This is a genomic window from Pseudomonas sp. ADAK2 TE3594 (assembly GCF_053628675.1).
The window spans coordinates 504,168-524,502 of sequence record NZ_JBRJGV010000001.1 but is presented as its reverse complement, the minus strand read 5'-3'; the positions used below and the strand labels follow the sequence as shown (position 1 = coordinate 524,502).

At 60.0% G+C, this 20,335-nt stretch carries 17 protein-coding genes; 10 read left to right on the top strand and 7 right to left on the bottom strand.

Annotated features, from left to right (window positions below):
* Nucleotides 1-243 precede the first annotated feature (243 nt).
* From AB7M22_RS02280 to AB7M22_RS02270, 3 genes are all read right to left on the bottom strand, one after another.
* Nucleotides 244-1,113 (bottom strand): ATPase, encoded by an 870-nt coding sequence (locus AB7M22_RS02280; RefSeq protein ID WP_454185100.1) that lies wholly within the window; start codon nt 1,111-1,113, stop codon nt 244-246.
* A gap of 116 nt (nt 1,114-1,229) precedes the next feature.
* Nucleotides 1,230-2,222: an NAD-dependent epimerase/dehydratase family protein gene (locus AB7M22_RS02275; protein WP_007898415.1), complete on the bottom strand. Its 993-nt coding sequence runs from the start codon at nt 2,220-2,222 to the stop codon at nt 1,230-1,232.
* 75 nt (nt 2,223-2,297) lie between these two features.
* A complete protein-coding gene (locus AB7M22_RS02270; RefSeq protein WP_427622945.1) occupies nt 2,298-3,191 on the bottom strand; it encodes a LysR family transcriptional regulator ArgP in 894 nt (297 codons plus the stop codon).
* A gap of 96 nt (nt 3,192-3,287) precedes the next feature.
* Here AB7M22_RS02270 and AB7M22_RS02265 point away from each other — a divergent pair, with 96 nt between their 5' ends.
* The 3 genes from AB7M22_RS02265 to AB7M22_RS02255 all read left to right on the top strand — a co-directional run bounded on the left by AB7M22_RS02265 (nt 3,288) and on the right by AB7M22_RS02255 (nt 5,071).
* Complete coding sequence (locus AB7M22_RS02265) at nt 3,288-3,689, top strand: ACT domain-containing protein (protein ID WP_454185099.1); 402 nt, start codon at nt 3,288-3,290, stop codon at nt 3,687-3,689.
* Between the two features lie 6 nt (nt 3,690-3,695).
* Complete coding sequence (locus AB7M22_RS02260; protein WP_454185098.1) at nt 3,696-4,298, top strand: LysE/ArgO family amino acid transporter; 603 nt, start codon at nt 3,696-3,698, stop codon at nt 4,296-4,298.
* Nucleotides 4,299-4,474: 176 nt separating this feature from the next.
* Entirely contained in the window at nt 4,475-5,071 is a 597-nt protein-coding gene (locus tag AB7M22_RS02255) for a superoxide dismutase (protein ID WP_007898423.1), read from the top strand.
* Between the two features lie 289 nt (nt 5,072-5,360).
* Here the strand turns inward: AB7M22_RS02255 and AB7M22_RS02250 are convergent, their stop codons facing one another.
* Nucleotides 5,361-5,729 carry a DUF6124 family protein gene (locus tag AB7M22_RS02250; protein WP_454185097.1) on the bottom strand — a complete coding sequence of 123 codons (369 nt, stop codon included), beginning with the start codon at nt 5,727-5,729 and terminating at the stop codon, nt 5,361-5,363.
* 823 nt (nt 5,730-6,552) lie between these two features.
* Here AB7M22_RS02250 and AB7M22_RS02245 point away from each other — a divergent pair.
* From AB7M22_RS02245 to AB7M22_RS02215, 7 genes are all read left to right on the top strand, one after another.
* Complete coding sequence (locus AB7M22_RS02245; RefSeq protein WP_454185096.1) at nt 6,553-8,604, top strand: putative bifunctional diguanylate cyclase/phosphodiesterase; 2,052 nt, start codon at nt 6,553-6,555, stop codon at nt 8,602-8,604.
* Between the two features lie 184 nt (nt 8,605-8,788).
* On the top strand, nt 8,789-10,132 hold the full coding sequence (locus tag AB7M22_RS02240; protein ID WP_454185095.1) for an imelysin family protein: 1,344 nt from the start codon (nt 8,789-8,791) through the stop codon (nt 10,130-10,132).
* Between the two features lie 270 nt (nt 10,133-10,402).
* Nucleotides 10,403-11,830, top strand: a complete 1,428-nt coding sequence (locus AB7M22_RS02235) for a di-heme oxidoreductase family protein (RefSeq protein WP_454185094.1) — start codon at nt 10,403-10,405, stop codon at nt 11,828-11,830.
* 27 nt (nt 11,831-11,857) lie between these two features.
* Nucleotides 11,858-12,922, top strand: coding sequence for an imelysin family protein (locus AB7M22_RS02230; protein ID WP_454185093.1), 1,065 nt, complete (start codon nt 11,858-11,860; stop codon nt 12,920-12,922).
* 14 nt (nt 12,923-12,936) lie between these two features.
* On the top strand, nt 12,937-14,034 hold the full coding sequence (locus AB7M22_RS02225; RefSeq protein ID WP_454185092.1) for a DUF1513 domain-containing protein: 1,098 nt from the start codon (nt 12,937-12,939) through the stop codon (nt 14,032-14,034).
* A gap of 206 nt (nt 14,035-14,240) precedes the next feature.
* Nucleotides 14,241-15,389: an efflux RND transporter periplasmic adaptor subunit gene (locus AB7M22_RS02220; RefSeq protein ID WP_008009257.1), complete on the top strand. Its 1,149-nt coding sequence runs from the start codon at nt 14,241-14,243 to the stop codon at nt 15,387-15,389.
* Between the two features lie 13 nt (nt 15,390-15,402).
* Nucleotides 15,403-18,429, top strand: coding sequence for a multidrug efflux RND transporter permease subunit (locus tag AB7M22_RS02215; RefSeq protein WP_454185091.1), 3,027 nt, complete (start codon nt 15,403-15,405; stop codon nt 18,427-18,429).
* A 209-nt stretch (nt 18,430-18,638) separates the two neighbouring features.
* Here AB7M22_RS02215 and AB7M22_RS02210 read toward each other — a convergent pair whose 3' ends face one another.
* The 3 genes from AB7M22_RS02210 to AB7M22_RS02200 are packed head-to-tail and all read right to left on the bottom strand — an operon-like array spanning nt 18,639 to nt 20,255.
* Nucleotides 18,639-18,866, bottom strand: a complete 228-nt coding sequence (locus AB7M22_RS02210) for a hypothetical protein (RefSeq protein WP_026331876.1) — start codon at nt 18,864-18,866, stop codon at nt 18,639-18,641.
* A gap of 2 nt (nt 18,867-18,868) precedes the next feature.
* Nucleotides 18,869-19,582: a lipopolysaccharide kinase InaA family protein gene (locus AB7M22_RS02205; RefSeq protein ID WP_454185090.1), complete on the bottom strand. Its 714-nt coding sequence runs from the start codon at nt 19,580-19,582 to the stop codon at nt 18,869-18,871.
* A gap of 4 nt (nt 19,583-19,586) precedes the next feature.
* A complete protein-coding gene (locus AB7M22_RS02200) occupies nt 19,587-20,255 on the bottom strand; it encodes a class I SAM-dependent methyltransferase (RefSeq protein WP_008009262.1) in 669 nt (222 codons plus the stop codon).
* Between the last annotated feature and the right edge of the window lie 80 nt (nt 20,256-20,335).

The window sequence follows — 20,335 nt, the reverse complement described above, 5'->3', positions numbered from 1 at the left end:
TGTTAGTGTTTCAAGAGCGTAGACGGCTTGGGGCTATGTATGAATATTCAGGAAACGGTGGCGTAGAGGCTTGCCCCAATACCAGTTGGTTAAGATACAAAACCTGTGGGAGCGGGCTTGCCCGCGAAAGCGGTGTGTCAGACGACATCAATTTTGGCTGTGCCGCCGCCTTCGCGGGCAAGTCGGATCGCCGCACCGCCGCTCCCACATGGATTGCGTTTAACTGACTGACTCGCCTTCGGGCTATTGAGGCCGGGGGCGCAGTTGTTGCTGCAGATTCTGAATCTGCGCCTGCAGGGTGTTGATGTTGCGGGTGACCTGGCCGCGGAAGGCGTCGAACTCGGCGGTGTTGGTGCCACCTTGTGCGGCGGCCGGGCGGTTGTCCTGTTGGCTTTTGAGCACGATCATGTCTTGCTCCAGGCGCTCGATGGCGGCGCTCGGGTTGCCTTGCCTCTTCAGCGCTGTAATGTCGGCACCCAGGCTTTTGAGCTGGGCATCGATTTGGCTGCTATCGGCCGACGCGTTCTTCAACGCGGCCAGTTCGCCGCTCAAGGCTTTGACCTGGGCCTGCAACTGAACATTGGCGGTTTGTTGTTCGGTGGCTTGCGCGGTCATTTGCGCCAGGCGCTTGTCCAGATCGGAGGTCTGGCCGAGTACGCCCAGCTGCTGTTTGCTCTGGTCCTGAAGTTTGCTTTCCAGCTGCTTGCTCTGGTCCTGGAGTTTGCCTTCAAGCTGTTTGATTTGCAGCTTCAACGCTTCACTGCCGGTGTTGACGTTGGACTGGCTGGCCACGACCTTGCCGGAAATGTCCTGCAAGCGCCCCGCGGCTTCCTCACTGATGCGCGCGAAACTTTCCTGAGTCGCCACCAGTTGCTGTTCCATCAGCGAGATCTGCTGAAAACTCCACCAGGCAAGGCCGGCGAAGGCAAAGAACAACGCGCCGACCAATGCCCACAGAGGGCCGGTGCTCGGGCCTTTGACCTTGACCACCGGTGTGGTGCGCGAATGCACGGAAGTGCGAGCGGTGGTCGGAAAATCATCGTCATCGAGGCTGTCGGCGCGCAGGCTCGGGACATCGTCGAAGTCGTCGTTGGCATCGTTACGCATGGGCATTAGGGTCAACCTTTGTGGAACGCGGTGATGGCTTGATGCGGCGAAGTATAACCCCCGCTGCCGCACCGGTTGACCCTGAACCCCGAACTCGGTTCAGTCAGGGCCACCCTTGTGTGTCAGCGAATGTCCTGAGCCTTCCACCAGCCGCAGAATTCATCAAGGGCGGTCCAGAGGCTGACTTTCGGATCGTAGTCCAGATAATGGCGTGCGCGGCTGATGTCCAGGGTGAAGTTTTTGTTCATGACTTGCATGCCCAGCCGCGACAGGGTCGGCTCGGGACGACCGGGCCACAGCTTGCACACACCCTCGTTGAGCGCGGCAAGGCTGTAGGCCAAACCGTAGGAACGGTAGCGGGTAACTTGTGGGACATCCATTTGGCGCATCACGTAATTGACCACATCCCACAACGGAACCGGCGCTCCGTTGCTGATATTGTAGGCCTTGCCCAAGGCCGAACCGCTGGCCAGCAAGCTGCTGAGCAATGCTTCATTGAGGTTTTGCACGCTGGTGAAATCGACCTTGTTCAGGCCATTGCCGATAATCGCCAACCGCCCTTTGCGCTGCATTTTCAGCAATCTCGGGAAAATGCTCATGTCGCCGGCGCCCGTGACGAAACGCGGGCGCAGGGCCAGGGTTTCGAGGCCGAATTCCTGCGCCCCGAAGACTTTTTGCTCGGCCAGGTATTTGGTCGCGGCGTAGGGATGCTTGAAGCGCTTGGGCACTTGCTCTTCGGTCAACCCCAGATGATCGCGGCCATCGAAGTAGATCGACGGCGACGACAGGTGCACCAGACGCCGGACCCGCTGTTTCAGACAGGCCTCGACCACGTTCTCGGTGACTTCGACGTTGCCTTGATGAAAGTCCTGATACCGCCCCCACAAACCCACCGCGCCGGCGCAATGGACCACGGCTTCGACGTCTGAACACAGGTCGCGCGCCAGTTGCGGGTCGCTCAAGTCGCCCTGAATGAACTCGGCGCCACGGCGCACCAGATGCTCGACGCTCTCGGCCCGGCGACCGTTGACCCGCACGTCCAGGCCCTGCTCCAGGGCGAAACGCGCAAAGCGTCCGCCAATGAAGCCGCTTGCGCCGGTGACCAGAATCTTCATGAATTGCTCCGAATATTTCGTTTTACGTTTTGCGCTTTGCATATTGCGTAGGGCGTGAGGTCTTGACGCTGCCCGTCAGTCCAACGGCACCAGCCATTGCTTCGACGAGTGCACCAATTGGTCGGTGAGTAACCCCAACAGCTGACCGCCATTGCGCCAATGATGCCAGTACAGCGGCACATCGATCGGCTTATCTGGCAAAAGCTCCTGCAATTGACCGCGCTCAAGTTGCTCGCGCACCTGCAATTCAGGCACGAGGCCCCAGCCAAGCCCTGCTTCCGTGAGACGAAGAAAGCCTTCGGACGATGGGCATAAATGGTGTTCGAAACCGCCGTCCACACCGAGGGATGCGAGGTAGCGATGCTGTAGGAAATCATCCGGGCCAAACACCAGGGCCGGGGTTTTGGCTAACTGATCGGCGCGCACACCTTCGGGAAAATGCCGGGCAATGAACGCCGGGCTCGCCATCGCACGGTAACGCATCGCCCCCAACAGGACGCTGCGCGCGCCGGCCACCGGCCGTTCACTGGCGCAGAGACATCCCGCCACTTCACCTGCGCGCATGCGTTTGAGGCCGACGGTCTGGTCTTCCACCACCAAGTCGAGCAACAGATGTTGTTCCGCGCAAAAGTCCCCCACCGCTTCGGCCCACCAGGTGGCAAGACTGTCGGCATTCAGAGCGATACGCAGGCGTTCCGGCAGGCCTTCTTCGTCCAGCGCCGGGACCAACGTCTGTAGATCCCGCTCAAGCAATCGCACTTGCTGCACATGGTTGAGCAATCGCCGGCCAATCTCCGTCGGCGCCGGAGGTGTGACCCGTACCAGCACCGGTTGGCCGACCCGTGCCTCCAGCAGTTTGATCCGCTGGGAGATCGCCGATTGGGACAAACCCAACACCTGCGCGGCGCGTTCGAATCCGGCCTGCTCGATGACGGCGGCGAGCGCAGAAAGCAATTTGTAGTCGAACATCAGTTTTCCTAATGGGCGATCAGCACTATTGGTTTTTCTTATACAGCCTTCAACCGGAGAATGACCAGCAAGAACTCTTGAACAAGGATCACCGACATGGCTGGCGAAACGTCATTGGCAACCCTGCTGCGCAGCATGAGCCCGCAACTCAACGACGGCGAATACGTGTTCTGCACGTTGCGCGACGGCAAGTTGCCCGCCGGCCTTGAGATTGTCGGCAGTTTTCGTGAACGGGAAGGCCTGACGGTGATTCTGGAACGTTCCCACGCCGAGAAGGCCGGTTTCAACTTCGACTACGTCGCCGCGTGGATCACCTTGAACGTGCACTCGGCCCTCGAAGCCGTCGGCCTGACCGCCGCGTTCGCCACGGCACTGGGCCAGGCCGGCATCAGTTGCAACGTGATCGCCGGGTATTACCACGACCATTTGTTCGTCGGCCAGGCCGATGCCGAACGCGCCCTGCAGGTACTGCGGGACCTGGCGACCAACGCGGAGTAAAAACGTATGTGGCAAAGCTATGTGAACGGCCTGTTGGTGGCCGCGGGGCTGATCATGGCGATCGGCACCCAGAATGCGTTTGTGCTGGCGCAGAGCCTTCGGCGTGAACATCACCTGCCGGTGGCGGCGCTCTGCGTCACCTGTGATGCGTTGCTGGTGGCTGCCGGGGTGTTCGGCCTGGCGACGGTGCTGGCGCAAAACCCGACCCTGCTGGCCATCGCCCGCTGGGGAGGCGCCGCGTTTCTGCTGTGGTATGGCAGCCTGGCGTTGCGCCGGGCCTGCTCGAAACAAAGCCTGCAACAGGGTGAAAATCAGACCGTGCGCTCGCTGCGGGCGGTGCTGCTCAGTGCGTTGGCGGTGACGCTGCTCAACCCGCACGTTTATCTGGACACCGTGTTGCTGATCGGTTCTCTCGGCGCACAACAAACCGAGCCCGGTGCTTATGTGGTGGGCGCGGCCAGTGCGTCATTGCTGTGGTTTTTTACTTTGGCCCTTGGCGCGGCATGGCTGGCGCCGTGGCTGGCACGGCCAGGCACCTGGCGAATCCTCGACCTGTTGGTCGCCGCCATGATGTTCACCGTAGCGTTCCAGTTAATCAGCGCCGGGTGATTTATTCCAAAAGGCTCTGGAACCTCTATTCCACACAGTTGTTGCGTGGTTATGCCGCACCCCCGGTGCTATGATCCGATCCCTGCGCCGCAAAGAGTACAAACTCCCCGGCGCATGTCTGGCCGCCCGTGATCGGCCTTGCGCTCACCGCAACTGACCTGATTAGGAGAATCATCATGGCTTTCGAATTGCCGCCGCTGCCTTACGCACACGATGCCCTGCAGCCGCACATTTCAGAGGAAACTCTGCAGTATCACCACGACAAGCACCACAACACCTATGTCGTGAACCTGAACAACCTGGTGCCAGGCACCGAGTTCGAAGGCAAGACCCTGGAAGAAATCGTCAAGACTTCCTCGGGCGGTATCTTCAACAACGCCGCTCAGGTCTGGAACCACACGTTCTACTGGAACTGCCTGGCGCCAAACGCCGGCGGTCAACCAACCGGCGCGCTGGCTGATGCCATCAACGCAGCGTTCGGTTCGTTCGACAAGTTCAAGGAAGAGTTCAGCAAAACCTCCATCGGCACCTTCGGTTCCGGTTGGGGCTGGCTGGTGAAAAAGGCTGACGGTTCCCTGGCCCTGGCCAGCACCATCGGCGCCGGCAACCCGCTGACCAGCGGCGACACCCCGCTGCTGACCTGCGACGTCTGGGAACACGCTTACTACATCGACTACCGCAACCTTCGTCCGAAGTACGTCGAAGCGTTCTGGAACCTGGTCAACTGGAAATTCGTGGCTGAGCAGTTCGAAGGCAAAACCTTCACCGCTTAAGCTTCGTGCCAGTCAAGAAACCCGGCTTTTGCCGGGTTTTTTTGTGGGCTAGGGAAAGTGTGTCGACTGTCACAGTAGAGGTGTGTCGTACTCATAATCTATGAACAACACAAACCCTGTGGGAGCGGGCTTGCCCGCGATAGCAGTGGGTCAGGCACGTGGATGTTGGAGGTGCCGCCGTCATCGCGGGCAAGCCCGCTCCCACAGGTTTTGTGTCGTACACAGATTTTTGTATATGACCGCTTCCCCTGTAGGAGCGAGGCTTGCTCGCGAAGAACGATAACGCGGTCTATGCCGGATCGACGTTATCCAACGCCCGATTCACCGCCAGCTCCGCCAGCATGATGACCTGCTGAATCGCCATCGCCGCATGGCGCTGCGGGCCGATCAGATTGTTGGCAAAATCGCTGGCCAGGACACTCGCTGAGGCTAACGATTCACAGGCGTGGGCCAGCAGGCTTTCGGTGCCGGCATCCGGGGCGACCAAGAACAGGGGGCTGGGACGACGGGGTTTTTCGGTGTATTGCGCCGGAGGATCGAGGTAGTAGTCGAGGGCGCGTTTGATGGCTTCGCGGTCTTTGAGCAATTCTTCGGTGCGCAAGGCTTCGGCGTTGGGAGTGGTGGTGTTGAAAGGTGGGTCGGGAATCAATTTGTCCATTGGAAATTCTCCAGCGTTGGAGCCTCCACTTGCCGCTTCTCACACGGCGAAAAGGTGGCAGCTATGTGCGAGGTGAGAAGACCGGTTATGGACACCCGGCCGGACCGAAGTCCGCCCGCACACAGCCGCCATAACGCATTTGCCGGCAGCAAATAAGCTGGCGGCGATTATGCGTGTACAGACACTGGATGACCATAAGTTGCCGGGCTCTCACACCCGATCGCTGAGTTTTCAGCGACAGCCCAAGGCTAGAGGGCTCGCTTCCGACGAACAACCTGAAAAATGCGTGGGAAAGTTCTAGGTTTTGACACATCCATTAAACATTCAAAAGCGGAACGCGGAGCGTCCCTGGCGGCATTCCCACGCAGAGCGTAGGAACGATCGGTCGAGTGCAGCAGAAAAAGATTAGTCGTCTGTCAGGACGCTATCGCGAGCAGGCTCGCTCCCACAGTAGAGGTGTGTCGTACTCGTAATCTGTGAACGACAATAGGTGTGTCAGGCACGTGGATGTTGGAGGTGCCGCCGTCATCGCGGGCAAGCCCGCTCCCACAGGGTTTGCGGTGTATCAGCGCCCGAATCACCCGCCAATGCCGCCACCATGACGCCCTTCCCTGCCCTCAAAGGAAAAATAGTCCCGATCCCCCTCAAGTTGAAGCCCCAGACAACCGACACAGTGCTAATAGGGCAAATACTCCAAACAACAGCATATCCGCCAAGCTACCGGCAAAATCCCCTGGGTTGGATTGTCCCTTTGACTGACATCACGGGATTGCCAATACTCATGGCAACTTGACGCTACCCGCACGGAACAAGGAATAACCCTTTGAAGCTGGAACTCAAGAACAGCTTGTCGGTGAAGTTGCTCCGGGTCGTGCTCCTGTCGGCATTGATCGTCGGCGTGGTCTTGAGCTGCGCTCAGATCGTTTTCGATGCCTATAAAACACGCCAGGCCGTGGCCAATGATGCTCAGCGCATCCTCGATATGTTCCGTGACCCCTCGACCCAGGCCGTCTACAGCCTGGACCGGGAAATGGGTATGCAGGTGATCGAAGGCCTGTTTCAGGACGACGCCGTGCGCATGGCCTCCATTGGCCATCCTCACGAAGCCATGCTGGCGCAAAAAACCCGTGAGTTGCAGCACTCCAACAGCCGCTGGCTGACCGATCTGATCCTCGGCCAGGAACGCACCTTCACCACCCAACTGGTGGGTCGCGGGCCCTACAGCGAGTACTACGGCGACCTGAGCATTACCCTCGACACCGCCACCTACGGCAAGGGCTTCATTGTCAGCTCGGTGATCATCTTCATCTCTGGCGTATTGCGCGCCTTGGCCATGGCCCTGGTGCTGTATCTGGTCTATCACTGGCTACTGACCAAACCGCTGTCGCGGATTATCGAACACCTGACCGAAATCAACCCGGACCGGCCCAGCGCCCACAAGATTCCGCAGCTCAAGGGTCATGAGAAAAACGAGTTGGGCGTCTGGATCAACACCGCCAACCAGTTGCTTGAATCCATCGAGCGCAACACTCACCTGCGCCACGAAGCGGAAAACAGCCTGCTGCGCATGGCCCAGTACGACTTCCTCACCGGTTTGCCGAACCGCCAGCAATTACAGCAACAACTGGACAAAATCCTCGTCGACGCCGGCAAATTACAGCGTCGGGTCGCGGTGCTGTGTGTCGGGCTCGATGATTTCAAAGGCATCAACGAACAGTTCAGTTATCAGACCGGCGACCAATTGCTGCTGGCCCTGGCCGATCGCCTGCGGGCCCATAGCGGTCGCCTCGGCGCCCTCGCCCGCTTGGGGGGCGACCAGTTCGCACTGGTCCAGGCCGACATCGAACAACCCTATGAAGCGGCCGAACTGGCCCAAAGCATTCTCGATGATCTGGAAGCGGCGTTCGCCCTCGATCATCAGGAAATCCGCCTGCGCGCCACCATTGGCATCACCCTGTTCCCCGAGGACGGTGACAGCACCGAGAAGTTGCTGCAAAAAGCCGAGCAGACCATGACCCTGGCCAAGACTCGCTCGCGCAACCGCTATCAGTTCTATATCGCCAGCGTCGACACGGAAATGCGTCGGCGCCGCGAGCTGGAAAAAGACTTGCGCGATGCCTTGATCCGCGACCAGTTCTACCTCGTTTATCAACCGCAGATCAGCTACCGCGATCATCGCGTGGTGGGCGTCGAGGCGTTGATTCGCTGGCAACATCCCGAACACGGGCTAGTGCCCCCGGACCTGTTCATTCCGCTGGCCGAGCAGAACGGCACCATCATCGCCATCGGCGAATGGGTGCTGGATCAGGCCTGCAAACAATTGCGCGAGTGGCACGATCAGGGTTTCGTCGACCTGCGCATGGCGGTGAACCTGTCCACCGTGCAACTCCACCACGCCGAGTTGCCGCGGGTGGTCAATAACCTGCTGCAGATGTACCGCCTGCCACCGCGCAGCCTGGAACTGGAAGTCACCGAAACCGGCCTGATGGAAGACATCAGCACCGCCGCCCAGCACTTGTTGAGCCTGCGTCGCTCCGGCGCGCTGATCGCCATCGACGACTTCGGCACAGGTTATTCATCACTGAGTTACCTGAAAAGCCTGCCGCTGGACAAGATCAAGATCGACAAGAGCTTCGTTCAGGATCTGCTCGATGACGACGACGATGCAACCATCGTTCGCGCCATCATCCAGCTGGGCAAGAGCCTGGGTATGCAGGTGATTGCCGAAGGCGTGGAAACCGCCGAGCAAGAGGCCTACATCATCTCCGAAGGCTGCCACGAAGGTCAGGGCTATCACTACAGCAAACCGCTGCCGGCACGGGAATTGAGCGCCTACCTCAAGCAAGCCCAACGCAGTAACGCGGCTATTTTGTAGAAGGTCAAAAGATCGCAGCCTCTTTGTAGAAGGCTGCGATCTTTTAATGCGCCCCGCATCATTGCGTGAATAAGAAATATTTACAGGAACAACCCTTTACACATAATGCGAAAGATTTGCATTATGTCGCAGTTTTGCGCGCCCTCCACGCGCGTCCATCAATCACCGAAGCAGGATGTTCGCCATGATTCGTATGCCTCTGGCTACCGCCAGTCTGCTGGCCATCGCTATTTCCCTCGCCGGTTGTGGCGAAGGCAAAGACAAGGCTGCCGCTCCACAAGCGCCGACCCCGGCCGCCAGCACCACTGCCCCGGCTGCGCCTGCTGCTACCGGTAAAGTCGATGAAGCCGCCGCCAAGGCTGTGGTCGCGCACTACGCCGACATCGTCTTCGCCGTTTACAGCGATGCCGAATCCACCGCGAAAACCCTGCAAACCGCCGTCGACGCATTCCTCGCCAAGCCGAACGCCGACACCCTGAAAGCCGCCAAGGCTGCCTGGGTCGCGGCCCGCGTGCCTTACCTGCAGAGCGAAGTGTTCCGCTTCGGCAACACCATCATCGACGACTGGGAAGGTCAGGTGAACGCCTGGCCACTGGACGAAGGCCTGATCGACTACGTCGACAAATCCTACGAACACGCACTGGGTAACCCGGGCGCCACCGCCAACATCATCGCCAACACTAAAGTTCAGGTCGGCGAAGACAAGGTCGACGTGAAAGACATCACCCCGGAAAAACTCGCCAGCCTGAACGAGCTGGGCGGTTCCGAGGCCAACGTTGCCACTGGCTACCACGCCATCGAATTCCTGCTCTGGGGCCAGGACCTGAACGGCACCGGCCCTGGCGCCGGCAACCGTCCGGCTTCCGACTACCTGGAAGGCAAAGGCGCTACCGGCGGTCACAACGATCGTCGTCGCGCTTACCTGAAATCCGTGACCCAACTGCTGGTCAACGACCTGCAAGAAATGGTCGGTAACTGGAAGCCGAACGTGGCCGACAACTACCGCGCCACCCTGGAAGCGGAACCGGCTGAAACCGGCCTGCGCAAAATGCTGTTCGGCATGGGCAGTCTGTCCCTGGGCGAATTGGCGGGCGAGCGCATGAAGGTTTCCCTGGAAGCCAACTCCCCGGAAGACGAACAGGATTGCTTCAGCGACAACACCCACAACTCGCATTTCTACGACGCCAAAGGCGTGCGTAACGTGTACCTGGGCGAATACACCCGTGCCGATGGCAGCAAAATGACCGGCGCCAGCCTGTCGTCGCTGGTCGCCAAAGCCGACCCGGCAGCCGACACCGCGCTGAAAGCCGACCTGGCCGCCACCGAAGCCAAGCTTCAGATCATGGTCGATCACGCCAACAAGGGTGAGCACTACGACCAACTGATCGCTGCCGGTAACACGGCTGGCAACCAGATCGTGCGCGACGCCATCGCTTCGCTGGTCAAGCAGACCGGTTCGATCGAAGCGGCCGCCGGCAAACTGGGCATCAGCGACCTGAACCCGGACAACGCTGATCACGAGTTCTGATCAACGCTGGCTGAGTGAATACAAAGGCGACCTTCGGGTCGCCTTTTTCATGCCTGATTTTTGAGTGATGCTGATGGCCTCATCGCGGGCAAGCCACGCTCCCACAGGTTCAGTGCAAGATCCTGTGGGAGCGGGCTTGCCCGCGATGGCCGCGACTCGGTCTCAAATCAAACCCTGCGCCAAGTCAACCAAACGATAATTCCTCTTATTCAAACTCCCCTGCCCTGTTAGACTTTGCGCCCTTGTTTTGCTCGTCTTGCAGGATGTCCGATGCCCTCGCTGCCTCTTCGCTTGTCTGCACTGCTGCTGGCCCTGGGCCTGAGTGCCTGCGATGACGCCCCGCGTTTTACCCAGGCCGAACCCGGTGAGGCCCGCTCCGGCGGCAGCGCAACGGTGCGCAAGACCGATCAGAACGCATTCTCCCTGCCGTCCGCCAATCTGCCGCCGTCACGGCGCGTCGATTTCAGCGTCGGCAACAGTTTCTTTCGCAGCCCTTGGGTGATCGCGCCGTCGACCACCACCGCCCGCGATGGCCTTGGCCCGCTGTTCAATACCAACGCCTGCCAGAACTGCCACATCAAGGACGGGCGCGGTCACCCGCCCGCGCCCGATGCGCCGAATGCGGTGTCGATGCTGGTGCGTCTGTCGATCCCCGATGCGCCGGCCTATGCCAAGGTCATCGAACAACTGGGCGTGGTCCCCGAGCCGGTCTACGGCGGGCAGTTCCAGGACATGTCGGTGCCCGGCGTCGTTCCGGAAGGCAAGGTGCGCGTCGATTACACAGCGGTCCCGGTGCGGTTCAAGGACGGCAGCGAAATCGAGTTGCGTAAACCGACCTTGCAGATGACCCAGCTCGGCTACGGCCCGATGCACCCCGACACGCGTTTCTCGGCGCGCATCGCACCGCCGATGATTGGCCTGGGCTTGCTTGAGGCGATCCCCGACGAGGCCATCCTGGCTAACGCCGAGGCTCAGGCGCGCGAGAAGAACGGCATCGCCGGGCGACCGAACCGGGTCTGGGACGACGCGCAGCAGAAAACCGTTCTCGGGCGATTTGGCTGGAAAGCCGGGCAACCGAACCTCAATCAACAAAACGTTCACGCGTTCTCTGGTGATATGGGGCTCACCACCAGCCTGAGATCCGTTGATGACTGCACCGACGCGCAAACCGCTTGCAAGCAGGCACCCAACGGCAATGGCCCGGATGGCGAGCCGGAAGTCAGCGATAACATCCTGCGTCTGGTGCTGTTCTACAGCCGTAACCTCGCGGTACCGGCCCGTCGCGATGTCGGCGCACCGCAAGTGCTGGCCGGCAAGAATCTGTTTTTCCAGGCGGGATGCCAGTCCTGCCACACCCCGAAATACACCACCGCCGCCAACGCCGCGGAACCTGAATTGGCCAATCAAGTGATTCGCCCTTACAGCGACCTGCTGCTGCATGACATGGGCGACGGCCTGGCCGACAACCGCAGCGAATTCCAGGCCAGCGGCCGCGACTGGCGCACCCCGCCGTTGTGGGGCATCGGCCTGACGCAGGCGGTCAGCGGCCACACCCAGTTTTTGCATGACGGCCGCGCCCGCAACTTGCTTGAAGCCGTGCTCTGGCATGGCGGCGAGGCAAAGGCGGCGCAGCAACAGGTTTTGTCTTTCAATGCCGAGCAGCGCGCGGCGTTGCTGGCGTTTTTGAATTCCCTTTAATACGTTTTCCTTCAGCGGGAGCCCGACATGTTCCGTCCCAAATTGTTGTTCACCAGCCTTGCCGCCCTCGCCTTGGGCGCCTGTTCGCCCCAGGACCCGCAAGCGGTCACGTCGGCCGCCATCGCCAAGCAAGTGATCCTGCCGACCTACAGCCGCTGGGTCGAAGCCGACCGTCAATTGGCGGTCAGCGCCTTGGCGTTCTGCCAAGGCAAGGAAAATCTTGATACCGCCCGCGCCGACTTCCTGCACGCGCAGAAAGCCTGGGCCGAGTTGCAACCGCTGCTGATCGGGCCGTTGGCCGAGGGCAACCGTTCGTGGCAAGTGCAGTTCTGGCCGGACAAGAAAAACCTTGTCGGCCGTCAGGTCGAGCAACTGGTCACCGCGCAGCCACAGATCGATGCCGCCGCCCTGACCAAATCCAGCGTTGTGGTGCAAGGCCTCTCGGCCTATGAGTACATTCTGTTCGACAGCAAGATCGACATGGCCGACAGCGCTCAGAAAGCTAAATACTGCCCGCTGCTGACCGCCATTGGCGAACGTCAGAAGCAACTGGCCGAAGATATCCTGTCGCGCTGGAACACCAACGACGGCATGCTCGCGCAGATGAGCAAATTCCCCAACCAGCGCTACGCCGACTCCCACGAAGCGATCGCCGATCTGCTGCGCGTGCAAGTGACGGCGCTGGACACCCTGAAGAAAAAACTCGGCACGCCGATGGGTCGCCAGAGCAAGGGCACGCCACAGCCGTTCCAGGCCGATGCCTGGCGTAGCCAATCGTCGCTGAAAAGCCTGGAAGCGAGCCTGAGCGCGGCGCAAACGGTCTGGGTCGGTGTCGACAACAAAGGCCTGCGCGGTCTGTTGCCGAGCGAGCAGAAACCCTTGGCCGACAAGATCGACGCGGCCTACGCAGCATCCCTGAAACTGCTCGCCAGCAACCAGCGCTCGCTGACCGATATGCTCACTGACGATGCCGGGCGCCAGCAGCTCAACGCCATCTATGAAAGCCTCAATGTCGTCCATCGCCTGCACGAAGGCGAACTGGCCAAGGCGCTGGGCATCCAACTGGGCTTCAACGCCAACGACGGTGACTGATGAGGGCAAGTGCCATGCTGCGACGCCAGGCTCTGACATTAGGGAGTTTGCTGCTGGGTGCGGTGACACTGGGCGGCTGGACGCTGTTCAAGCAAAAGGACAAAAGCCCGCTGCTGCTCTCGGCGCGGGACGATGGTGACGGCAAGCATTACGCCGTCGGTTATCGGCTGGATGGCACCCGGGTGTTTGCCACCCAGGTCGGCCAGCGTTGCCACGACATCATCAACCATCCGACGCTGCCGATAGCGCTATTCGTCGCCCGGCGTCCGGGCACCGAGAGTTACCTGATCGACCTGCGCGACGGCACGTTGCTGCAAACCGTGGTGTCGCAGCCGAACCGGCACTTCTACGGTCACGCAGTGATTCACCACAGCGGCGACTGGCTGTACGCCACCGAAAACGACACCACCGGCCCGGGCCGTGGCCTGCTCGGTGTGTATAAGTTCGAAGGTGAGCGACTTATCCACAGCGGCGAGCTTTCCACCCACGGTGTCGGCCCGCATCAGGTGTCGTGGATGCCCGATGGCGAGACGCTGATCGTGGCCAACGGCGGCATTCGCACCGAGGCCGAAAGCCGGGTCGAGATGAACCTCAACGCGATGGAGCCGAGCCTGGTGTTGATGCAGCGCGATGGCACTTTGTTGAGCAAGGAAACACTGGCCCAGCAGATGAACAGCGTGCGGCATTTGGGCGTCGCCAGCGATGGCACCATCGTCGCCGGCCAGCAGTTCATGGGCGCTGCCCACGAGTCATCGGAGCTGCTGGCAATCAAGCGTCCCGGCCAACCGTTCGTGGCGTTCCCGGTGCCCGAGCATCAATTGCAGGCCATGGGGCATTACACCGCCAGCGTCGCCGTGCACAGCGAACTGCGTCTGGTCGCCCTGACCGCGCCGCGGGGCAACCGCTTTTTTATCTGGGACCTGGACAGCGGTGAAGTACGCCTGGATGCGCCACTTCCCGATTGCGCCGGCGTCGGGGCCGTGGCCGATGGTTTTGTCGTGACTTCCGGCCAAGGCCGTTGCCGGTACTACGATTGTCGCCAGACAACCCTGGTTGCAAAACCTCTGGAGTTACCTGCGGGGCTCTGGGACAACCATCTGCATCTCATCTGATCTCACCCGCCCTTGCAGGAGCGAAGCTTGCTCGCGAAAGCGATGTATCAGTCGGTATTCCCGCTGACTGGCACACCGCTTTCGCGAGCAAGCTTCGCTCCTGCAGGTTTTGTGCTCGCCTGTAAAAAGTGGCAGTTGGATTCACTGCCACACTCGGAGTAATGTTCCCGCCTGTCTCACCTGATTTTCTCCAAGGAAATGGAAATATGCTGCGTCGCCGCATGCTGATCATGCTGGGTGTTGTTCTGCTAATCGTGCTGGTCCTGGCCGGTTACAAAGCCTTCTCCATCTACACGATGATGCAAGGCTTCTCCGTGCCGAAACCGCCGATAAGTGTCGCCGTGGCCACCGCCACCGAACGTCCGTGGCAAAGCCGTTTGCCAACGGTCGGCACCCTCACGGCGCTGCAAGGGGTCGACCTGAGCCTGGAGATCGCCGGCACTGTCAAAGAGGTGCAGTTCGAGTCGGGGCAGAAGGTCAAGGCCGGTCAGCCGATCCTGCAACTCGATACCGCCGTTGAAACGGCCCTGCTGGCAACCGCTCAAGCCGACCTGGGACTGGCGCAACTGGATTACGGTCGCGGCAGCCAATTGGTGGGCAGCCAGGCCATTTCCAAAGGCGAGTTCGACCGACTCTCGGCGGTGTTGCAAAAAAGTCGTGCCACGGTCAATCAGCTCAAGGCGGCACTGGAGAGAAAACGCATCCTCGCCCCGTTCAGCGGGACCATCGGCATTCGTCAGGTAGACGTCGGCGACTACGTGGCCAGCGGCACGATGATCGCCACCCTGCAAGACATCAGCAGCCTCTACGTCGACTTCTTTGTACCCGAACAATCGGTGCCGAAAATCGCCCTCGGCCAACCGGTACAAGTCATTGTCTCGGCCTACCCGACAGAGAGCTTCCCCGGCACTATCAGTGCGATCAACCCGAAGGTCGAGAGCAGCACCCGCAACGTGCTGGTACGCGCAACCCTGGCCAACCCCGATGACAAACTGCTGCCGGGGATGTTCGCCAGCCTGCAGGTGATGTTGCCTGATCCGCAGCCACGCATCGTCGTGCCGGAAAGCGCGATCACCTACACCCTTTATGGCAACTCGCTGTACGTCGTCGCGCAGAAAAAGGCCGAAGACGGCAGCCTCGAAAAAGACGACAAGGGCGAGCCGATTTTGATCGCCGAGCGGCGCTTCATCGAAACCGGCGAACGCCGCGACGGGATGGTCATGATCACCAAAGGCGTGCAGAACGGCGAAAAAGTGGTCACGGGGGGCCAGATCAAACTGGACCACGGCGCACACATTGCCATCAGCGACGACAAGACCCTAGCCGAGAAGAGCAGTCAGCCGCGCGCTGACTGATCAAGGAATCCCCATGGCTTTTACCGACCCGTTCATCCGCCGCCCGGTGCTCGCCACCGTGGTCAGCCTGTTGATTGTGCTGCTGGGCTTCCAGGCCTGGAGCAAGTTGCCGCTGCGCCAGTACCCGCAAATGGAAAACGCCCTGATCACGGTGACCACCGCTTACCCCGGGGCCAACGCCGAAACCATCCAGGGCTACATCACCCAACCGATGCAGCAGAGCCTGGCCAGCGCCGAAGGCATCGACTACATGACCTCGGTCAGTCGCCAGAACTTCTCGGTGATCTCGATCTACGCGCGCATCGGTTCCAACAGCGACCGCTTGTTCACCGAGTTGCTGGCCAAGGCCAACGAGGTCAAGAACCAGCTGCCCCAGGACGCCGAAGACCCGGTGCTGAGCAAGGAAGCCGCCGACGCTTCGGCGCTGATGTACATCAGTTTCTTCAGCAAGGAGCTGAGCAATCCGCAGATCACCGATTACCTGTCACGGGTTATCCAGCCGAAACTGGCGACCCTGCCGGGCATGGCCGAAGCCGAGATTCTTGGTAATCAGGTGTTCGCCATGCGCCTGTGGCTGGACCCGGTGAAACTCGCCGGTTATGGCCTGAGCGCCAGCGACGTGACCAACGCTGTGCGCCAGTACAACTTCCTCTCCGCCGCCGGCGAAGTGAAAGGCGAGTACGTGGTCACCAGCATCAACGCCAACACCGAACTCAAATCCGCCGAGGCCTTTGGCGCGCTCCCGCTCAAGGTAGAGGGCGACAGTCGCGTACTGCTGCGGGACGTGGCGCGGGTCGAAATGGGCGCGGAGAACTACAACTCCGTCAGTTCCTTCGGCGGCACGCCCTCGGTGTACATCGGCATCAAGGCCACGCCCGGCGCCAACCCGCTGGATGTGATCAGGGAAGTGCGCAAGATCATGCCGGAGCTGGAAGCCCAGTTGCCGCCGAACCTGAAAGGTGAAATCGCCTACGACGCCACGCTGTTCATCCAGGCCTCCATCGACGAAGTGGTGAAAACCCTGTTCGAAGCGGTGCTGATCGTGATCGTGGTGGTGTTCCTGTTCCTCGGCGCCCTGCGCTCGGTGGTGATCCCGGTGGTCACCATTCCGCTGTCGATGATCGGCGTGATGTTCTTCATGCAGATGATGGGCTACTCGATCAATCTGCTGACCTTGCTGGCGATGGTATTGGCCATCGGGCTGGTGGTGGACGACGCCATCGTGGTGGTGGAAAACATCCATCGACACATCGAAGAAGGCAAGACACCGCTGGATGCCGCGCTTGAAGGCGCTGCGGAAATCGCCATGCCGGTGGTGTCGATGACCATTACCCTGGCGGCGGTCTATGCGCCGATCGGCTTTCTGACCGGCCTGACGGGGGCGCTGTTCAAGGAGTTCGCCCTGACCCTGGCCGGGGCGGTGGTGATTTCCGGCGTTGTTGCCCTGACACTGTCGCCGATGATGTGCGCCCTGCTGTTGCGCCACGATGAAAACCCCAGCGGCCTGGCTCATCGCCTGGACGTGATCTTCGAAGGCCTCAAGCGTCGTTACCAGAGTGTGCTTCACGGCACCCTCAACACCCGGCCGGTGGTGCTGGTGTTCGCGGTGATCGTGCTGTGCCTGATTCCGGTGCTGCTCAAATTCACCCAGTCGGAACTGGCGCCGGACGAGGACCAGGGCGTCATCTTCATGATGGCCAGTGCCCCGCAACCGGCCAACCTCGACTACCTGAACACCTACACCGACGAGTTCCTCGCGATTTTCAAGGAGTTCCCCGAGTACTACTCCTCGTTCCAGATCAACGGCTTCAACGGCGTGCAATCGGGGATCGGCGGCTTCCTGCTCAAACCCTGGAACGAACGCGACCGGACCCAAATGCAGATCCTGCCCGAGGTTCAGGGCAAACTGGAGAGCATTCCCGGGCTGCAAATCTTCGGCTTCAACCTGCCGTCCTTGCCGGGCACCGGCGAAGGCTTGCCGTTTCAATTCGTGATCAACTCGGCCAACACCTATGAGTCGTTGTTGGAAGTGACGGACCGGGTTAAAAAAAGAGCGATGGAATCCGGCAAGTTCGCTTTCGTCGACGTCGACCTGGCCTTCGACAAACCCGAAGTCGTGGTGGATATCGATCGGGCCAAGGCTGCACAGATGGGTGTATCGATGCAGGACCTGGGCGGCACCCTCGCAACGTTGCTGGGTGAAGCAGAGATCAACCGTTTCACCATCGAAGGTCGCAGCTACAAAGTCATCGCCCAGGTGGAACGGCCCTTCCGGGATAACCCCGACTGGCTGAACCATTATTACGTCAAGAACGCCAAGGGCGAATTGCTGCCCCTGTCGACCCTGATCACCGTGACCGACCGGGCACGACCGCGCCAGTTGAACCAGTTCCAGCAACTCAACTCGGCGATTCTTTCCGGGGTCCCGCTGGTCAGCATGGGTGAAGCCATCGACACCGTGCGCCAGATCGCCCGGGAAGAAGCGCCGGCGGGTTTTGCCGTCGACTATGCCGGTGCATCACGGCAATACATTCAGGAAGGCAGCGCGCTGTGGATCACCTTTGCCTTGGCGCTGGCGATTATCTTCCTGGTGCTGGCAGCCCAGTTCGAAAGCTTCCGCGACCCACTGGTGATTCTGGTCACCGTACCGCTGTCGATCTGTGGCGCGTTGATCCCGCTGTTCCTTGGCTGGTCGAGCATGAACATCTATACCCAAGTGGGATTGGTGACGTTGATCGGGCTGATCAGCAAGCACGGGATCCTGATCGTCGAGTTCGCCAATCAGCTACGCAAGGAAAAGGGCCTGTCACCTCGCGAAGCGGTGGAGGAAGCGGCGGCCATTCGCCTGCGTCCGGTATTGATGACCACGGCGGCGATGGTGTTCGGCATGGTGCCGTTGATCATCGCCACGGGCGCGGGTGCCGTCAGCCGGTTCGACATCGGCACGGTGATCGCGACGGGGATGTCGATCGGGACGCTGTTCACCTTGTTCGTGTTGCCGTGCATCTACACGTTGCTGGCCAAGCCCGATAAACCTTAACGTCAAAAGATCGCAGCCTTCGGCAGCTCCTGCATGATCGTTCCCACGCTCTGCGTGGGAATGCAGCCCGGGACGCTCCGCGTCCCATCAAAAGCCGAACGCGGAGCGTCCGTGGAGACATTCCCACGCAGAGCGTGGGAACGATCGGCATTGATCAAAAAGCAAAAGGCCTCGCATTTGCGAGGCCTTTTATTTGGGCTTCAATCTGTTCAACTTTGTGGCCTCAGTCCCTGAGAAAGTCCGAACATGAACAGTAATAAATCATGATCGGGTTGAGTGGCCACGGGTGCTTTGGCAACCCGGGGCAACGGACAATGCGCGTCACCGTGCACGGAGCTGAGGACTTGAGTGCGGGGCTGCTCCCAGGCAGCCACCGCCAATGAAGCAACTGCCAAGGCTCCGGCTAAAAACAAACCTCGTGCAATTTCGAGTTTCATTGTTATAAGCCTTTGATAGCGCTGCCAAACGCCGTTTCATAAAGATAGACGAGTTTTTTCCAGTCTGTATCGCTGAACGACGAGTGGCGACGCAGTTGTTTCAGGTCATGGCCCGCCGCTTGACGGGCGGTCAAACGCTGCCGACATTTCTCCAGATCGATCAAGGCAATTTCGACCTTGGCTGACTCGCCCTCGCCGGTGACCCGCACGAATACATGCTTGATGTAGATACAACTGTGTTGCCAACGGCCCTTGTGCATGCGGGCCAGGTTGTCGGCCAGATCCTTCAAAACGCGATCATGCACTACCTCACCATAACGCTCGCGACCGCCACCCGCGTACCAGTGTTCGATTTCTTCGAAGCCATCCAGGGACTTGGTAACCAGCAATGCGCGCCATTTGTGCACAGGATCGCGCTGCGCCCCACAGAAAACGATTTCCGGAACACGAACGTCGAGCAGGCGCAGGCCGATGAGCGCATCGCGCTCGCGCAACACTGTCGGCCGGCCGAACGGGTGTAACCCGCTGCGATAGATATGCCCGGTTTGACGCTTGGTGTAGAGCAGCTGTCCATCACTGCCCATGACGCGCTGCACGCCACTTTCTCCACCACGACGGACATTGGGTTCTTCTACCCATTCACCGCGCAGGTTCCAGAAATAGTCGAAGCGGTCCTGAGAAGCAATTTCCGTTTGTGCTGCACACTGCGCTGCCATCCTGTTACCTCTTGCGTAATACATAGACCCGCCACATGGCGTAGAGCGGTAAAAAATCCAGTTGCTCCTGGATACGGAAACCCGCCTGCTCGAATTCTTTTTCAACCGTGGCAGCCGGTAACACAAATCGATTTTGGTAACCCTCCTGCCCACGCTTTTTCTCGGCGCGCTTGCGTTTCCAGGCCTTGAAATTGCCGTCCACCCACAACGAAACAATCACGCTGTCGCGGGTGACGCGCTCGAATTCGCGCAGGATGGCCAGTCGATGCTCGGCTTCACCGATGTGATGGAGCAAGCGCATACAGAAAATGCTGTCGACGGCGTTATCGGGTAAGGCAATGTCGAATGCAGAAGTGTGCAAGGGTTGTACCCGTTTTACCACGTCGGCGGGTTGCGCCTGCATGGCCGTCTTCAACATGGACTCCGAGTTGTCGGCCCCGATGATGACACGGTTGTGTTTTTCCGCCAGCAGCGGCCAGAAACGCCCCGCGCCGCACGGTAAATCGAGGACCAATCCTGGCTCACCGGCCAGCGTCAGCGCTTTTCGCGCCAATTGTTCGTCACGCCAGTGGGACAGTCGGCGACCGAGACCTGCCTGATGCTTGCGCAAATACTTCTGGGCGTGTTGATCGTCGTACTTTTCGGAAAAATCGAGTTTGATCGGGCCAGCCATCACTGCAGTCTCCTGAACTTCTGATGACCACCACCTTAGGTAGCGAGGTGTCAGTGTCAGGTCGTGCATTTGTGAAAAAT

What these genes read in the sequence shown, in the direction of transcription:
- AB7M22_RS02280 (WP_454185100.1), bottom strand. Translation starts at nt 1,113, where the DNA reads ATGCCCATGCGTAACGATGCCAACGACGACTTCGACGATGTCCCGAGC.
- AB7M22_RS02275 (WP_007898415.1), bottom strand. Translation starts at nt 2,222, where the DNA reads ATGAAGATTCTGGTCACCGGCGCAAGCGGCTTCATTGGCGGACGCTTT.
- AB7M22_RS02270 (WP_427622945.1), bottom strand. Translation starts at nt 3,191, where the DNA reads ATGTTCGACTACAAATTGCTTTCTGCGCTCGCCGCCGTCATCGAGCAG.
- AB7M22_RS02265 (WP_454185099.1), top strand. Translation starts at nt 3,288, where the DNA reads ATGGCTGGCGAAACGTCATTGGCAACCCTGCTGCGCAGCATGAGCCCG.
- AB7M22_RS02260 (WP_454185098.1), top strand. Translation starts at nt 3,696, where the DNA reads ATGTGGCAAAGCTATGTGAACGGCCTGTTGGTGGCCGCGGGGCTGATC.
- AB7M22_RS02255 (WP_007898423.1), top strand. Translation starts at nt 4,475, where the DNA reads ATGGCTTTCGAATTGCCGCCGCTGCCTTACGCACACGATGCCCTGCAG.
- AB7M22_RS02250 (WP_454185097.1), bottom strand. Translation starts at nt 5,729, where the DNA reads ATGGACAAATTGATTCCCGACCCACCTTTCAACACCACCACTCCCAAC.
- AB7M22_RS02240 (WP_454185095.1), top strand. Translation starts at nt 8,789, where the DNA reads ATGATTCGTATGCCTCTGGCTACCGCCAGTCTGCTGGCCATCGCTATT.
- AB7M22_RS02235 (WP_454185094.1), top strand. Translation starts at nt 10,403, where the DNA reads ATGCCCTCGCTGCCTCTTCGCTTGTCTGCACTGCTGCTGGCCCTGGGC.
- AB7M22_RS02230 (WP_454185093.1), top strand. Translation starts at nt 11,858, where the DNA reads ATGTTCCGTCCCAAATTGTTGTTCACCAGCCTTGCCGCCCTCGCCTTG.
- AB7M22_RS02225 (WP_454185092.1), top strand. Translation starts at nt 12,937, where the DNA reads ATGCTGCGACGCCAGGCTCTGACATTAGGGAGTTTGCTGCTGGGTGCG.
- AB7M22_RS02220 (WP_008009257.1), top strand. Translation starts at nt 14,241, where the DNA reads ATGCTGCGTCGCCGCATGCTGATCATGCTGGGTGTTGTTCTGCTAATC.
- AB7M22_RS02215 (WP_454185091.1), top strand. Translation starts at nt 15,403, where the DNA reads ATGGCTTTTACCGACCCGTTCATCCGCCGCCCGGTGCTCGCCACCGTG.
- AB7M22_RS02210 (WP_026331876.1), bottom strand. Translation starts at nt 18,866, where the DNA reads ATGAAACTCGAAATTGCACGAGGTTTGTTTTTAGCCGGAGCCTTGGCA.
- AB7M22_RS02205 (WP_454185090.1), bottom strand. Translation starts at nt 19,582, where the DNA reads ATGGCAGCGCAGTGTGCAGCACAAACGGAAATTGCTTCTCAGGACCGC.
- AB7M22_RS02200 (WP_008009262.1), bottom strand. Translation starts at nt 20,255, where the DNA reads ATGGCTGGCCCGATCAAACTCGATTTTTCCGAAAAGTACGACGATCAA.